Annotated in this window: 16 protein-coding genes; 10 read left to right on the top strand and 6 right to left on the bottom strand. The window is 46.9% G+C overall.

Going from position 1 to position 15,967, the window contains the following annotated elements:
* Positions 1-28: 28 nt before the first annotated feature.
* Positions 29-631: a DUF3043 domain-containing protein gene (locus ACN084_RS08040; RefSeq protein WP_419101704.1), complete on the bottom strand. Its 603-nt coding sequence runs from the start codon at positions 629-631 to the stop codon at positions 29-31.
* A gap of 57 nt (positions 632-688) precedes the next feature.
* On the opposite strand from ACN084_RS08040, the gene ACN084_RS08035 reads away from it, so the two are divergent.
* From ACN084_RS08035 to ACN084_RS08010, 6 genes are all read left to right on the top strand, one after another.
* On the top strand, positions 689-2,083 hold the full coding sequence (locus ACN084_RS08035; RefSeq protein ID WP_419106508.1) for a dipeptidase: 1,395 nt from the start codon (positions 689-691) through the stop codon (positions 2,081-2,083).
* A 148-nt stretch (positions 2,084-2,231) separates the two neighbouring features.
* On the top strand, positions 2,232-2,588 hold the full coding sequence (locus ACN084_RS08030; protein ID WP_419106507.1) for a HesB/IscA family protein: 357 nt from the start codon (positions 2,232-2,234) through the stop codon (positions 2,586-2,588).
* A 249-nt stretch (positions 2,589-2,837) separates the two neighbouring features.
* Positions 2,838-3,710 carry a cytochrome c oxidase subunit II gene (gene coxB, locus ACN084_RS08025; protein WP_419106506.1) on the top strand — a complete coding sequence of 291 codons (873 nt, stop codon included), beginning with the start codon at positions 2,838-2,840 and terminating at the stop codon, positions 3,708-3,710.
* 10 nt (positions 3,711-3,720) lie between these two features.
* Positions 3,721-5,430: a cytochrome c oxidase subunit I gene (ctaD, locus tag ACN084_RS08020; RefSeq protein WP_419106505.1), complete on the top strand. Its 1,710-nt coding sequence runs from the start codon at positions 3,721-3,723 to the stop codon at positions 5,428-5,430.
* Between the two features lie 2 nt (positions 5,431-5,432).
* A complete protein-coding gene (locus tag ACN084_RS08015) occupies positions 5,433-5,834 on the top strand; it encodes a cytochrome c oxidase subunit 4 (RefSeq protein ID WP_419101709.1) in 402 nt (133 codons plus the stop codon).
* A 694-nt stretch (positions 5,835-6,528) separates the two neighbouring features.
* The gene (locus ACN084_RS08010) at positions 6,529-6,708 is read left to right on the top strand and encodes a hypothetical protein (protein WP_419106504.1); all 180 of its coding nucleotides are present in this window, start codon (positions 6,529-6,531) and stop codon (positions 6,706-6,708) included.
* Between the two features lie 704 nt (positions 6,709-7,412).
* On the opposite strand, the gene ACN084_RS08005 is transcribed toward ACN084_RS08010, so the two are convergent.
* The 4 genes from ACN084_RS08005 to ACN084_RS07990 all read right to left on the bottom strand — a co-directional run bounded on the left by ACN084_RS08005 (position 7,413) and on the right by ACN084_RS07990 (position 11,764).
* Positions 7,413-9,116 (bottom strand): cytochrome b, encoded by a 1,704-nt coding sequence (locus ACN084_RS08005; RefSeq protein WP_419106503.1) that lies wholly within the window; start codon positions 9,114-9,116, stop codon positions 7,413-7,415.
* Positions 9,117-9,118: 2 nt separating this feature from the next.
* Positions 9,119-10,210: a Rieske 2Fe-2S domain-containing protein gene (locus ACN084_RS08000; protein WP_419101711.1), complete on the bottom strand. Its 1,092-nt coding sequence runs from the start codon at positions 10,208-10,210 to the stop codon at positions 9,119-9,121.
* Between the two features lie 48 nt (positions 10,211-10,258).
* Positions 10,259-11,053, bottom strand: coding sequence for a c-type cytochrome (locus tag ACN084_RS07995; protein ID WP_419101712.1), 795 nt, complete (start codon positions 11,051-11,053; stop codon positions 10,259-10,261).
* 72 nt (positions 11,054-11,125) lie between these two features.
* Positions 11,126-11,764, bottom strand: a complete 639-nt coding sequence (locus tag ACN084_RS07990; protein ID WP_419101713.1) for a cytochrome c oxidase subunit 3 — start codon at positions 11,762-11,764, stop codon at positions 11,126-11,128.
* A gap of 228 nt (positions 11,765-11,992) precedes the next feature.
* Between ACN084_RS07990 and trpD the strand changes: the two genes are divergently transcribed.
* Positions 11,993-13,042 carry an anthranilate phosphoribosyltransferase gene (gene trpD, locus ACN084_RS07985; RefSeq protein WP_419101714.1) on the top strand — a complete coding sequence of 350 codons (1,050 nt, stop codon included), beginning with the start codon at positions 11,993-11,995 and terminating at the stop codon, positions 13,040-13,042.
* Between the two features lie 89 nt (positions 13,043-13,131).
* Here trpD and ACN084_RS07980 read toward each other — a convergent pair whose 3' ends face one another.
* Positions 13,132-13,533, bottom strand: coding sequence for a DUF3054 domain-containing protein (locus ACN084_RS07980; RefSeq protein ID WP_419106502.1), 402 nt, complete (start codon positions 13,531-13,533; stop codon positions 13,132-13,134).
* Between the two features lie 332 nt (positions 13,534-13,865).
* On the opposite strand from ACN084_RS07980, the gene ACN084_RS07975 reads away from it, so the two are divergent.
* From ACN084_RS07975 to ACN084_RS07965, 3 genes are all read left to right on the top strand, one after another.
* Positions 13,866-14,321: an NfeD family protein gene (locus ACN084_RS07975; RefSeq protein ID WP_419106501.1), complete on the top strand. Its 456-nt coding sequence runs from the start codon at positions 13,866-13,868 to the stop codon at positions 14,319-14,321.
* 41 nt (positions 14,322-14,362) lie between these two features.
* Positions 14,363-15,448, top strand: a complete 1,086-nt coding sequence (locus ACN084_RS07970) for an SPFH domain-containing protein (RefSeq protein WP_419106500.1) — start codon at positions 14,363-14,365, stop codon at positions 15,446-15,448.
* Positions 15,449-15,572: 124 nt separating this feature from the next.
* Entirely contained in the window at positions 15,573-15,914 is a 342-nt protein-coding gene (locus tag ACN084_RS07965; RefSeq protein WP_419101718.1) for an RNA polymerase-binding protein RbpA, read from the top strand.
* Positions 15,915-15,967 lie beyond the last annotated feature (53 nt).

Here is a 15,967-nt window from a genome sequence, read left to right as displayed (position 1 = left end):
ACGAACACGGAGTATTTTTATAGGTTTTTTATCGTGGGTATTCTCCGCGTTTAACCTGTGGCTTCGGTAGGCGGAAGCGTCGAATCATCAGGACACGATTGACCGCATAGAATGCGCTTCCTGGTTCGATGTCTGAAAATTTTTCGAGGAGTTTCTTCTTCAATTTACGCCACATCATCCAGCTGTCGAGTGCCCAGATGAGGATGAATAGCCACATAAGAGCAGTGGAGATGAAGCGTAGTTGAGGGGTAAATAGTCCCAGAACGAAGATAAAGATGACAGCAAGAATCATGAAGTCACCAATGTTGAATCGGGCGTCTACATAGTCACGAATATAGCGACGTTGAGGTCCTTTATCTCGTGCCGGTAGATACCGTTCTTCGCCGGTGTGCATTGCTCTGTTTTCGCGTAGGCGTTGTTCGCGGATGGCTTCTCGCTCTGCTTGTTTCGCGGCTTTTCTATCAGCCGGTATGAGAGGTTTTTTCCGTGCTGCTTCTCGTTCTTTTCGAGAAGGGGTTGGTCGCCCTTTGGGTGCAGTGTAATGCGGGTTTTGGGGGTCTTCATTGGGAGCTACCGTGGTTTCTTCTACCAGGGGCTCTTGTTCACTAGATTTCTTTTTACGTCCAAACACTCTCTAAGAATATCGGAGAATCTGCAAGAACGCTCATAACCGCGTAATGTTATATCTATGAGTATTGAATCAAAGTTTAGTTTTCCGTATCGTCAGGCTCTTCAAGAGAAGATTGGTCAGGATTTTGAGCAGACTCTTCAAGAGTTGACAGATCTTGTTGCTATCCCATCTATTGCGTGGGAAAGTTTTGATCTTTCTGAGGTTACTCGTAGCGCTCAGAAGGTCAAGGAGTTAGCTTTAGCTGCTGGTTTTCCAGAGGTAGAGATTCTTAGCGCCTCGTATGGGCCTGATCAAAAAGAGGGTATGCCTGCTGTTGTTGCAACGAAGCCTGCTGCTGAAGGGTATCCCACCATTTTGCTTTATGCCCATCACGATGTTCAGCCGGTTGGTGATTGCGCACTTTGGGATACTGAGCCTTTTGTGGCTACTCGCAAAGGTAACCGGTTGTATGGTCGCGGGGCAGCTGACGATAAAGCTGGCATTATGGCTCACTTGTCTGCGTTTCGTGCTGTGAGCGAGGTACTTGGTGAACAATTTTTAGCTGGAGTAACTCTTTTTATTGAGGGAGAGGAAGAAGCTGGTTCGCCGAGTTTTACGTCGTTTATTCAGAAGTATCGTGAGAAGTTGGCTAGCGATGTGATTGTGGTTGCTGACTCGGCGAATTGGCGTGCGGGTGTTCCTGCTTTAACGACGGGCTTACGTGGTGTTGCCAGTGGATCAGTGGAAGTTCGTGTGGGTGATCATGCTGTTCATTCTGGTATGTTTGGTGGCCCAATGTTGGATGCTCATACTGTTTTAGTTCGCTTGTTGAGCACATTACACGACGCTAAAGGTTCAGTAGCAGTTGAAGGTTTAACTTATGCACCTGAACCTGAGGTTGAATACCCAGAAGCAGACTTCCGTCAAGACTCAGGAATTCTTGATTCAGTAACTCTTGCAGGTGAAGGAAGTATCACCTCGCGCCTATGGGCACAGCCAGCTATCTCTATTATTGGAATGGATATTCCATCAGTAGCCGAGTCTTCAAATACTATTGCAGCAAGTTCTCGAGCAATGTTAAGCATGAGACTCGCACCGGGACAAAACCCTCAAGAAGCGCACCAGAAACTTGAAGAGCACTTACTTAAGCATGTTCCGTGGGGTGCAGAAGTTCGATATACGGCATCAGATAGTGGACAGCCTTTCAGTGCAGACCCAACAGAAGACAGCGTTGAGCTTGCTTTAGCCGCAATGCACACCGCTTGGGATGTTGAGCCCGTACAAACAGGCATGGGCGGATCTATCCCGTTTATTGCAGACCTCAAAGAGGTCTTCCCTGAGGCTCATATTCTGATTACCGGAATTGAAGATCCAGATACTCGCGCTCATAGCGCAAACGAGTCTCTATATCTTCCTGATTTTGAGCGCGCTATTTTGGCTGAGGCTTTGATGATTAGCCACCTGAGCCAATAGTGCTTTCGTTTTCTTCAACGAACAATGTCTCTCAACACGTTAGAGCTTCAAGGAATACTGATAAGAGTATTTATGTTCTAGGATATTGAGTAGCACATACCTTTAGTCTGCTTTATGCAAGCTAATCCACTAAGAGAAGGAATTGGTAATGACCGAAACAGTAACCACCGACACTCCCACACACGGAGTCAATCTGACTGACGTTGCGGCACAGAAGGTACGCGCCCTACTAGAACAAGAGGGCCGAACAGATTTGCGTCTACGTGTCGCTGTTCAGCCAGGAGGTTGTTCAGGGCTAATTTATCAGTTGTACTTCGATGAAAGAGTCCTCGAGGGAGACGCAATCCGTTCTTTCGATGGGGTAGAAGTCATTGTTGACCGAATGAGTGTTCCTTATCTCGATGGATCAACCATTGATTTTGAAGACACCATTGAAAAACAGGGATTTTCTATCGACAACCCCAATGCACAAGGTTCTTGTGCTTGTGGAGATTCTTTCCACTAAGAGTCGTGATGACAAAGTTTTGAGAGGGATATTGAGGTTAATAAGATCTACTAACAACCCTGATATCCCTCTTAAAAGAGTAAAAATACCGAAATAGTTAAGAAATAGCGGCAAGTTCAGTGACACAGTGTCAGCAGAATGAGCAGAATCAAGGTAAGCTCATACTGAAAGAATTTTTAGAGGCGTTTTCTGTCCACACACAGTTTTCGTCTTAGATAGCACGCACACCGCTAAAAGGAAGGGCCGTCTGTGAGTTCGCAGCATCGAACCGGCAGTATTAAGCTCAAGGCACTGGCTACTAGCACCATTGCCTCAGCTTCTGTATTGCTGATGACAGGTTGTTCAGATCAGGCAGAGGTGGGTTGGTTGCCCACGAAGCGTGGAGTTACCGATAACGCAGACACCATCATGGATTTATGGATTGGATCTTGGGCTGCTGCCATCGTTGTTGGGTTGATTACATGGGGACTAATGCTTTGGTGCATTATTGCCTACCGTCGACGCAAAAATGAAACCGGTTATCCACGCCAGCTGAGCTACCACGCTCCTCTGGAGATCTTCTACACCATTATTCCGGTTATCATGATTGTCAGCTTGTTTACGTTCTCTGATACTGCTGAACGTCAAATCACTGCACCAAAATCTGATAACCCTGACGTCACCATTGAAGTGTATGGCAAGCAGTGGGCTTGGGACTTCAACTACCTAGATTCCAATGTGCACACTTCAGGTGTTCAAGCACATTTGAACGTTGACGGTTCCGAAGGAGTCGAAGAGACTCTTCCAACTCTATATTTGCCAACGAATTCAACTGTTGATCTCGTTCTTAAAACCCGCGATGTTATTCACTCATTCTGGGTTCCTGCTTTCTTGGAAAAACGAGACACCGTTCCTGGTATGACCAACCACATGTACTTCACCACTGGTGCTGAAGAAGCTACATATGCTGGTAAGTGTGCAGAGCTTTGCGGCGAATACCATTCGGAAATGCTCTTCAACGTCAAGGTTGTTTCTCCTGAAGAATACGAAGCTTATATGAAGAAATTGGCTTCAAACCCTGAAACTCAGGGTATTCTCGGTGATGAATACAACCGTAATCCTAATCAAAACATCCGAAACTAAGAGGTGACCCGTGACTAGCTTGGAATACTCAGCGGATGGGGGTCAGGTTGCCCCCCGCGTGGTACCTAAATCTAAAGGGCGAATTTTCGTCAATTGGATAACTTCCACTGACCACAAAACTATTGGGTACATGTACCTTATAGCATCATTCATCTTCTTCTGCATTGCAGGTATCATGGCTCTACTCATGCGTATTGAGCTTTTTGAACCTGGTATGCAATTCTTGCAAACTAAAGAACAGTTCAACCAGCTGTTCACTATGCACGGAACCCTCATGCTTCTCATGTTTGGTACCCCTGCATTTACCGGTTTTGCAAACATCCTTATTCCCTTGCAAATTGGTGCTCCAGACGTTGCGTTCCCACGACTAAACGCATTAGCATTCTGGTTCTTCCTCTTTGGTTCTCTTGTTGCCATTGCTGGGTTTATCACTCCTCAAGGTGCGGCTTCCTTCGGTTGGTTCGCATACGCGCCATTGAATAGCACAACCTATTCGCCAAGCATTGGTGGAGACCTTTGGGTCTTCGGTCTTGCCCTTCAGGGTTTTGGAACTATCATGGGTGGAGTCAACTTCATTACCACTATCTTGTGCATGCGCGCTCCGGGTATGACGATGTGGCGTATGTCCGTTTTCACATGGACAACACTTATCACCTCCATCTTGATCATTATGATCTTCCCCCCTCTAGCATCTGCTCTCTTTGCGCTGGGAATGGATCGTCGTCTTGGTGGGCATATCTTTGACCCTGAAAATGGTGGCGCTATTCTGTGGCAACACCTCTTCTGGTTCTTCGGACACCCCGAGGTATATGTTCTAGCACTCCCATTCTTCGGTATTGTTTCTGAGATTATTCCGGTATTCTCCCGTAAACCTATTTTTGGTTATAAAGGTCTAGTCTTTGCAACGATTTCGATTGCTGCTCTCTCTGTAACGGTGTGGGCACACCATATGTACGTTACAGGTGCAGTAATGTTGCCGTTCTTCTCCTTCATGACCATGATGATTGGTGTTCCCACCGGTATGAAGTTCTTCAACTGGATTGGCACCATGTGGCGAGGATCAATTACCTTTGAGACACCCATTATTTGGGTTCTCGGGTTCTTGGTAACATTCCTTTTCGGCGGTTTGACCGGTATTATTTTGGCAACACCTCCACTAGACTTCCACGTATCAGATACCTACTTTGTGGTAGCACACTTCCACTACGTTATCTTCGGTACAGTAGTATTCTCCATGTTCGCAGGCTTCTATTTCTGGTGGCCTAAGTGGACTGGCAAAATGCTCAACGAGCGTCTAGGTAAAATTCATTTCTGGCTCCTATTTACAGGTTTCCATATGACCTTCCTTATCCAGCATTGGTTAGGTGTCGTAGGTATGCCTCGTCGTTATGCAGACTACATGCCTGAAGATGGTTTTACGTGGATGAATCAGTTCTCCACTATTGGTTCCATGATTCTTGCAGTATCGATGATTCCGTTCTTCTGGAATGTTTACATCACAGCACGCTATGGAACCAAGGTTGAAGTTGATGACCCATGGGGCTTCGGTGCGTCCTTGGAATGGGCGACATCTTGCCCACCTCCTCGTCACAACTTCACCGCTTTGCCACGTATCCGTTCTGAACGTCCAGCTCTTGACCTGCATCACCCAGAGCTCTCAACTAACGTTGATGTTGCGATGGCTGCTCGTCAGGCTGTGACAAGTGGAGAAAGGAAGTAACGATGAAGAGTATTGCTTGGCTTTTTGGAATCATCGGAGTCTTCCTCATCCCCGTTGGACTTGTCTACGGTTTCATGTCGAAGTTCACTGATTTAGCAGGTTTCCCCGCAATTATGGTTACTGCCATTATGTGTTTGTTCCTATCGGGGTTCTTGTTCTACACCGATAAATTGCATCCGGATCAGCCTAATGACAACGAAGATGGAGAAATTATTGAAGCTGCAGGAGACTATGGCTTCTATTCTCCTTGGTCATGGTGGCCTATTGTGATTGCGGCAGTCTGCGCACTATTAGTGATTGGCTTAGCTTTGGGCTGGTGGATTGTAGGCATTGCGCTTCCGCTATCGGTTCTAGCTTGTGTCGGTTGGGTCTACGAATATAACCGTGGAGATCACGCTCACTAATAGAGCTGGCTATAGACATCATTGTCAATGGTGTTCTAGGTTCATTATGAACCTAGAACACCATTTTTTATGTCCTCCATTATGAGAAGAACATGGAGTTGAGTACAAAACATCTTCGACTAAAGCACACCGTTTACGCTAAGAGGTTCTAAGAATCTGAATTGGTGCTTATAGACTGGTCGCTTGAGTATCACGCTTATCGAGGCTTTGGTTTTGCACAATCCTGAGCAATAAAGGTATAGAGCATTGGCTTCTGCTGAGGTTTTTAGAGCACACGGGGCAGTATTTTGTGTTTTCGTCCATGCTTTGTATTGACGGTTTTGAGGTCTACTGTAAGTCAGGGGGAAGATTCTTTACGGGGTTGCACCTCAGTGCCAGACGTGTGTAAGTAAATTGAGTTTTCTTTTTGGTGGGGCGCTGAGGTTTTCGGTGGTGGTTCGGTATTTCTAGGGGTGTATAGGTGCTGGTTGGGCTGAGTGCTGCTCCGTCAAGGCTCGGTGGTGTTGTCACTTAGCACCCCGACAGTAAGAATGTTACGTAAGTTTTTTTGAGAGCTTGCTGACTAGGGAGTTTGTTGTTTCTTTTATCAGTTTGCGATGTAGTAAGTTGACTTGTATAAAGTGTGTGTGATGGGGTTTAAGTGTCGCCAATCACTAGAGTGAAGATGCTCTGGGGCGAAAGGAAGAACGAACAAATGAAGAAGAACAAGCTTCTACTCTCGATAGTACTTCTTGGAGCAGGTGTGAACCTTGTACTTCAGCAGCATCTAGCAGCTTTAATGCTTGTGGCTCAGCTGTCTTTGTTATTGCCTCAGACGGCAGTTTTGAGAAGATTCCTCCGAGGAAGGAAAAGAATCAACCATACCCGTCTTTAGGAGGTACCGTGAGGAGCATCCAAGAACCTCGATTGCCCCAGGCGGTAGGAACGTTGAAGGAGTGAGGGACAAGGTGGGGAAAGGGAATAAAGCGGTCATACCCTGACTAAGCTTCAGGAATAATACCTTTCAGCTCAGTTCCCCGCACATTTGATTGTGGCAATACCTAAACCCATTTTTCGGCAACTTCGCATTGGTTATACCCGGCCTCTTACAAAGCCTGAATCTGCGCTCTGCTGTCGATCGGCTAAGGCATTCTTCACGCCCTTCCCAGCGCGTGAGCCTTTCGCTAAGGCCGCGCGCTGGGCTTCTGTTCTTCGGCCTCCCGCCCTTATACGCCCCAATCTCAGCCATGAAACTCACGCAGTTGCTCAGTCATAGGCTCCTAGCTCTGTGAGCCTGTTTTCGGAGGTGTACTTCTCACGCATGAACTTCTCACAAACACTCTAGATAATTCCGGCAACCTCAGACAAGGGTAACGGCGGATTACACTGGGCGTTGTTCGCCGGAACCGGTAGCTGAGGTGGGGAAGTGACAGCAGAGGGCTGCTGAGTGGGAACAGGTTGCGAAGATGAAGCGTACGCGGTGTGTTGAAGAGATGGAGTGGGCTCGGGCTGATGTTTTGGTGATACTTCTTCTAGCTATTGTGAGGCCTCACGGCGAAATTCATAACGGTCTGTATAAAACATAAGGGGTGGCACAGGCTATTTTATCCCGTGCCACCCCATATGAAGAAGAAGTATGTTTTTCTTCTCGAGGGCTCCACCAGATGAATGAGAATCCAGCTCATCATGACCGTGATCATGGTGTGCTGCTTCAAGCTCAACAGGAGTTACCGGAGCAACTCTATCTTCAAACCATAGCTGAGATAGTTTGCCACGAGTCTTTTCCATCAAAGAAATCTTACCCTTCTTGTTAGGTTGGGCAGGAATAACTTCATGGTTTTCAAAGGCAACCAGTTTGTAACGGCGGAACTCATCTAGTGGTTTATGTACCTCAATAAATTCACCGTGAGGAAGCTGTACAACGCGACCAGTTTCAATACCGTGCAAGACAAGTTCTCGGTCTTTACGCTGAAGCGATAAGCACAGACGATAAGTAATCATATAACCAATGACTGGACCAATGAAGAATAGGACTCGTAGCCAATAAGCAACGTCGTTCAAAGATACATGGAAGTGAGTTGCGATGAGGTCAGAAGACGCTGCAATCATCAAAACACTATATGCGATAACGCCAGCAACACCAGCTCCAGTACGGAAAGGAGCATTACGAGGACGATCAAGAATATGGTGTTCCTTATCGTCTTTAGTAACCCAACGTTCAATCCACGGCCATCCGAACATGAACATGATGATAACGCCAGCCATGGCAAAGGGGAGAAGAACGTTCAGGACCCAAGTGCCACCGAGGAATTCAAATTCCCAATGGAATGGCCAAACGCCAGGCCAGAGACGTAATGCACCATCGCCAAAACCAACGTACCAGTCAGGCTGAGTACCTGCCTGAACAGGGGAGGGATCGTAAGGTCCGTAGTTCCAAATAGCGTTGATGGTGAAAGTCGCCGCCAAAAACGCGATGATTCCGAAGACGATGAAGAAGAAACCGCCAGCTTTGGCAGCGTAAACTGGGCCAACAGGGAAGCCCACAACGTTATCTTCACGACGTCCTGGACCTGGATATTGGGTGTGTTTGTGAACAACAACCATGAACAGGTGAATAGCTACACATAGAAGAATCAACGCGGGAATGATCATAATGTGCAAGGAGTACAAACGCCCAATGATGTAATGTCCAGGGAATTCTCCTCCGAAGAAGAAGAGAGACAGATAAGTTCCCACAACTGGAATCGCCATCATAATGCCATCGACAATACGTAGACCATTACCAGAAAGAACATCGTCGGGTAGGGAGTATCCGGTAAATCCAGCAAAAATGCCGAGGATAAAGAGAACACAGCCAACAACCCAGTTCAGCTCGCGTGGTCTACGGAAAGCACCGGTAAAGAATACGCGAAGCATATGGATGCAGATAGCGAGCATGAACATCAACGCTGCCCAGTGGTGAATCTGACGAATCAGAAGACCACCACGAATATCAAAGGAGATATGGAGTGCAGATTCAAACGCTACTGACATTTCAGTGCCCTTCATCGGCAGGTAGGAGCCATCATAGGCTACTGAAGCTGTTGAAGGGTTGAACCAGAACGTCAAGAACGTTCCGGAGAGGATGAGGATTACGAGGCTATAAAGAGCGACCTCACCGAACATGAAGGACCAGTGGTCAGGGAAGATTTTGCGACCAAACTCTTTAACAATTCCAGAGAGTCCAACACGGGAGTCCACAAAGTTCGCGATACGACCGGTTGAAGTTTTTGGAGTGTATTCAGTCTGAGTAGTATGTGACATTTTTATTGTTCACCTGCCATCTCTTTAACGTGTTGTGCACGTTCCCAATAAGCGGGACCAACAGGCTCTTTGAAGTCGCTACGGGCTACGAGGTAGCCTTCATCATCTACGGTGATAGGAAGCTGGGGTAGTGCGTGACCGGCTGGGCCAAACACAACCTTACACTCGTCAGCAGCGTCAAAGGTGGACTGGTGGCAAGGGCACAAAAGGTGGTGCGTACGCTGTTCGTAAAGAGCGATAGGGCAACCTACGTGGGTGCACACTTTGGAATACGCAATAATGCCGTCAACGTTCCAGTCTTCACGGCCCTTAGAGACTTTCAGCTCAGCTGGGTCAAGACGCATAAGCAGAACAACTGCTTTTGCTTTCTCTTCGAGGTATCCATTTTCGTGAGATACGGAAACCAGAGTTTCTGGAAGCACGTGGTATGCAGAGCCGATAGTAACGTCGGATGCCTTAATAGGTGTTCCAGAAGGGTCACGTACAAGACGGACACCCTTATCCCAGAGAGTATATTTGAGGACAGCTGGATCTGCTGGGCCTAGGTCACGAAGGAAGGTGACGAAGGTTAGTGGAGCAAGAATCATAGAGCCGATGAGAGTGTTACGAAGCAGTGGACGACGCTTAATGCCGGATTCTTCGATAACAGTTTCGATGATTTCTTGAGCTTTTGCACGATCTTCTTCGGTACGAACGGCGTGACGCTCTTCCATCATTTCGTGATCAGGCATCAAGGTACGTGCCCAATGGACGATACCGATACCGATACCAAACATTGCAAACGCAATGCCCAAGCCGAGCAACAGATTTTGCAGACGTAGCTGGTCTGTCGCGGCTGGGTTCAATACGTCGTAGTAGTCTCCGCCGATACGAACACCAAAGTACGCAAACCAGAAGAGTACTGATCCGAGCATCGAAATGATGAACAGAGCAATAACCTGGCGTTCTGCGGCTTTAGCTTTTTTGGGGTCCACGTCGGTCAGGCGCGGAGCGTGCGGAGGCAGTCCAGGATCACTGAACTTCTCCTTACTTTCCTCGTGAGAGGTAACTACGGCTGAGGAATGTTCCTGTACACCGTCACTATGGTTACCCATGTGTTGCCTCAAATCTTCCTTGGTACGAAATCTTATGTGTGTGTTGTTTTAAGCAGAACGTGATGTTAGCCAGATGGTAAATACTAGAACAATGCCTAGTCCAACAGTCCAAATGAGTAGACCTTCAGCCACAGGGCCAAGAGAGCCAATTTTGAAGCCGCCAGGGGAGACGTTGTATTCCTGAGACTTCAGGTAGGTGATGACGTCACGCTTTTCTTCTGGAGTGATGTTTGCGTCGTTGAATACTGGCATGTTCTGAGGTCCGGTTGCCATAGCCTCGTAGATGTGGCTTTCTTCGACGCCCATTAGTGAAGGCGCCCATTTGCCGCGAGTTAGTGCACCGCCTGCACCTGCTGCGTTGTGGCACATAGCGCAGTTTGCTAAGAAGACTTTAGCTCCGTTAGCAGCGTTACCTTTAGACACATCGAGATATTCGTCTTCGGGGATTGCTGGACCAACGCCGAGGGAAGCAACATAAGCGACTAGTTGAGCAGTTTCTTCTTTATTAAACTGTACTGGTTTAGTTTGAGCCTGCGGACCTTGCATCTGCAGAGGCATACGTCCAGTTCCTACCTGGAAATCAACAGCAGCAGCGCCTACGCCAATGAGGGAGGGACCGTCTGCAGTTCCTTCTGCATTTGCACCATGGCATGTTGCACAGTTGGAGACAAAGAGTTTTTGTCCTGCTTCAACCTGTTCTGCAGTATAGGTGTTCTTAGTTTCTGCTCTTGCTTCGTTTGTAGCCGTGGCAACTGCATAGAGGCCACCGGTGAGAACTAGAGCAAAAAGAAGTAACACGAGGGCTGCAAGCGGATGACGCCGCTTCTGAGAAATTGCCTTCACGTCGAATAGTTCCTTAGTTGTGTGTGTGCTGAATAATCTGTTGAGCTATGGTTTTTCGTTCGTATTTTCTACTTATCGTAGGAAGTAGACAACACCGAAAAGCGCAAGCCAGACGACATCAACAAAGTGCCAGTAGTAGGAAACAACAACGGCACTCGTTGCTTCGTAGTGACCGTAGCGTTTTGCCACGTATGCGCGGCCAATGATGAATAGGAACGCTACGAGTCCCGCGGTCACGTGGAGCGCGTGGAAGCCGGTGGTGATGTAGAACGCTGAGCCATATGCGCTAGAGGCGATGGTTACGCCTTCAGATACGAGGGTTGCATATTCGTAAACCTGCATGGAAACAAAGAATGCACCCATGACGAAGGTTAGAAGGAACCACTCGACCATGCCCCATTCCTTGACGTTCAACAGGGAACCGGTACGGCGAGGCTTGAGTTGCTCAGCTTTGAAAACACCGAATTGGCAGGTCACGGAGCTCAGCACCAAGACAATGGTGTTAAAAGTAGCTAGTGGGACTTCCAAAAACACTACGTTCTCTGCCCAGATGTCGGGGCGTGAAGCGCGTAGTGTGAAGTACATTGCGAATAGTCCGGCGAAGAACATCAGCTCAGAACCGAGCCACACAACGGTGCCTACGGCGACGTTGTTCGGACGGTTAAGAGTCGGATGGGCCGACTTACTTGGAGTTTGGGTTGCAGTTGTCACATAGACATTATGTCTGTAAAACACCGTTCAGACCAAGAACCTAGGCCTTAAAGTAGTAGGTGTGTTGCAAAAAACCCTTATTTTCCGCGGTTTTGCGGTAAATCTTTCTTCAGAAGATAGCGACACGATGTCTGTAAACTTGACGTAACTCTCATGCCGCGCACCTCATTTGCACTGTTTTGCCCTCAAGAAAAACGCTCATCGAGTTCTTTGTTCTAGAATCAGGGTATGACTCAGACAGCAATCTCGTGGAAATCCATTCTCAACTCTTTACAAAAGTCCCAAGAACTTGGCAAAGAACAAGCCTTATGGGCCATGGATCAAATCATGACAGGACAAACTCCCGACAGCGTCATGGGAGCCTTTCTTATGGGCTTACATATGAAGGGGGAGAGTAGTCGAGAACTTGAGCTTCTTTCTCAAGGAATGGTGTCCAAAGCCGTCCATCCGCAGATTAACCAGCGTGCGGTAGATATTGTTGGTACTGGGGGAGATCAGCAAAATACGGTCAATATCTCAACGATGTCCGCTGTTGTTATTGCTGCTAGTGGAGTTCCTGTTGTCAAACACGGCAATAGGGCTTCATCGTCGGCTAGTGGTTCAGCTGATGTTCTCGAAGCCTTAGGCGTTCCTTTAGATTTAAGCGTCGAAGAAATTGAACAGTGCAGCGTGGAGGTCGGCATTGCTTTTCTTTTTGCGCAAGTATTCCACCCTTCGATGCGTTTTGTTGCCCCTGTCCGACGGCAGATGGGAGTGCCATCTGTCTTCAATATTCTTGGACCACTCACGAATCCAGCTCAGGTCACTTCATCAGCTATTGGAGTAGCTCGCGAAGATGTTGCACAAAAAATTGCGGGGGTTTTTGCGCAACGAGAAAACCATCATGCACTGGTATTTAGAGGACATGATGGTTTAGATGAAATTACGGTCAGCGGGCCGTCAGATATCTGGGAGATTTACCGAGGTGAGATTAAGCATCAGGTATTTGACCCTCGAGATTTTGGATTGACATACCACCCGTTAGAGGATTTGCGCGGGGCGGACGCACGTTACAATGCGCAGGTTTTTTCAGATGTAATGTCTCGAAAGATTAGTGAGGGTGCCATTTATGATGCTGTTGTCCTCAACTCAGCAATAGGATTTATGGCGTATCAAACGCCGGGAGAGCTCACGAGCTTTAAGGAGCGATTCAGCCTCGCTGTAGCGACAGCTCAAGAAACTCTTTCAGAGGGTAAAGCTCAAGAAAAGCTTGAAGCTTGGATTAATTTCAAGAAATAAAACCTTATAGTAAAAGTTTAACTAAGGCTCTAAGGGTTGCAGCGTGATACATCCCTGCAACCCTTAGAGCCTTAGCTTTATAAGAACTTTTAGGAAAGTCTCCAACGCTTGTGTTTAAAAACTGTTTTTGAAAGCAGGAGAAGCACACATCGCCAACCCACCAAGAAGAATGCTAAGACAATCGCGCTCACGATAAAGAAGCTCCATGCTGTTCCACCACCAAAAACAAGTCGCAATAAATGCCCCATAATAAGAACAGAAGCCCATATTGCAACACCAGAAATAAGGGAGAATGGTCGAGCTTTAACGAATGGAACAAAACGAATCGCTAAGAATCCTAAAAGAAAGGGGATAGCGGTCAAGAAAGTTCCAGACAAAGGCTCATGGTGATTATGTCTGCCAATTCCAGCAAAGAACAGAATCGTTAAGATGTCGATGGCAGTACTAAGATGAGGGTTCAGAGAACCTCGAGTTCGAGAACGAGTGGCCATAAGGAATATCCTTCCATAAAAATATATATCTGCATTATCTCTCTGGCACAACAAGGTTTCTAGATATATTGACAGTCGTGTCATTAATTTTCATAAGACAGGTAGAGCGCTGTTTTATGACCGGTCGTCTGTCAAGATTATTCATCGGTGGTTTATCGCATGAAAAAGCTTCAAAGAGTTGCGACGCGTGCACAGTTGGGGAGTATAAAATTATATCTACTTTACATAATGTAGATTATCGGCTATCTAGAAAAGTGGGTATAAGTGAAAACTACTAGGTTCTTCTTTGCCGATAAGAATATAATGAAGATATACCGCAAAAGGAGCTTTATATGTTTGATTGGTTCGCTAACCACCTCTGGGCTTTTTGGATTCTCGCAGCCATCCTACTGGCAATCATCGAGATTCTTTCCCTTGATTTTTTCTTCCTTATGCTTTCATTAGCAGCCTTAGGAACATCAGCCTCAACACTTTTTACTGAATCACTCAACATTCAAGTCTTTATCTTCGCGGTACTCAGTATTGTGCTTTTACTTGCTGCACGCCCAAAGCTCATCCGCCGACTTAATAAAAACACCCCAAATATTGCGACAAACACCGCAGGACTTATCGGACAAGAAGTTAAAATCCTTGAACAAGTAACTTCACATTCAGGGCTTGTCGAGCTAGCTGGAGACACTTGGACAGCACGTTCAGTAGATAAAAATAAAAGTTTCTCCCCCTCTCAAAATGCTTATGTTTTGAAAATTAAAGGAGCAACAGCGTATATCGGCGAACATAACTCCTAAAACCGCACCGATAGACGCACCAGAGAAAGGTTGTGCATACCATGCCGCTAACAATTGTCCTCACATCACTTGCTGTTCTTGTAGCAGTTATTCTTTTACGCGCAGTACGAATCATTCCCCAAGCCAGCGCAGGAATCGTTGAACGACTCGGAAAATACCACACTACTCTCAACCCAGGTTTTCACGTCACAGTACCCTTCATTGACCGCGTACTCCCCCTCATTGATTTACGCGAACAGGTTGTATCCTTTCCAGCGCAATCAGTTATCACAGAAGATAACCTTGTAGTAGGAATTGACACGGTCGTATATTTCCAAGTAACAGACCCACAAGCTGCCACCTACGAAATTACCAATTACATCCACGCAGTCGACGAACTCACTTCAGCAACGCTACGTAACGTCGTCGGTGGACTCAACCTTGAACAAACACTTACCTCTCGAGACCAAATCAATAGCGAATTACGAGGCGTGCTCGATAGTACAACTGGCCGTTGGGGTATCCGTGTTTCACGCGTGGATATTAAAGAGATTCAGCCACCAGCTTCAATCCAAGATTCTATGGAAAAACAAATGCGTGCAGAACGAGATCGTCGTGCTGCTATCTTAACAGCTGAAGGTCAGAAGCAATCTCAAATTCTTACCGCTGAAGGCGACTCCCGTGCGGCAATTCTTCGCGCTGAAGGTCAGAAGCAATCTCAAATTCTCACTGCCGAAGGTGACGCAAAAGCAGCAATCCTTCGTGCGGACGGAGAAGCTCAAGCTGTCCAAAAAGTCTTTAACGCTATTCACCGAGCTAACCCCTCACAGAAATTGCTCACTTACCAATATCTACAAACACTTCCAAAACTCGCCGAAGGTGATGCAAACAAACTCTGGTTTATTCCTACAGAACTAGGAGAAGCCCTCCGCGGATTAGGAAATGCTTTTGACCCAAAGAGCTTTAGCACCGAAAATTCTATGGCCACTACAGAAACAGCTCAAGAGCCTTCTGCACAAAATGCTGAAGAGCCCCTCGTCGAAACGGACATCATTAAAGTCACTCCAGAAGACCTCAACCCAAACCTAGATAAACTCAATACCGGAATCGAAGTTCCCACTGAAAATAAACCAGGTTCGCCCTCATAGGTAGATTCGACAGAGGGAAAAGGTCTATAATGTTTCTTTGACCCACTTAACGTGAGTCAGCATATTTTACGCCCCTATCTGTTTTTCTCATAGAGGTTCAGCCAACACATTTGGAGGATATTAAATGAGCGATCGCAGCCTACGTGGTATGCGTCTTGGTTCGCAGTCGATGGAAACTGAGGCAGGCGTTGAGCCAGCTCCCCGACAGCGAGTTGAATACCGAACAGAAAAAGGTGAGCGAGTTTTTGTCACCTTTGCTCAAGAAGCCGACATTCCCCAAACGTGGACTGCAAAATCTGGAGATGAAGCATACCTCGTCAACGGTGAAGGCGATCAAGAGGAATCCCAGGAAAAACCAGTTCGCACACACTGGGATATGCTTCTAGAACGTCGCAGTATTGAGGAGTTAGAAGACACCCTCCAGCAACGTATCGACTACTATAGACAACGTCATTCGCTTTCCTAGAAAGCCTCTATAGCCAAAGATGATGGGGGTGTTTGGTGACGAACTATTGTCGA

The sequence above is a fragment of the Rothia sp. P7208 genome (assembly GCF_048512915.1).
Taxonomy (GTDB): Bacteria; Actinomycetota; Actinomycetes; order Actinomycetales; family Micrococcaceae; genus Rothia.
The sequence above is the reverse complement of the archived record's forward strand: the minus strand, read 5'-3'. Positions and strand labels throughout refer to the sequence as shown.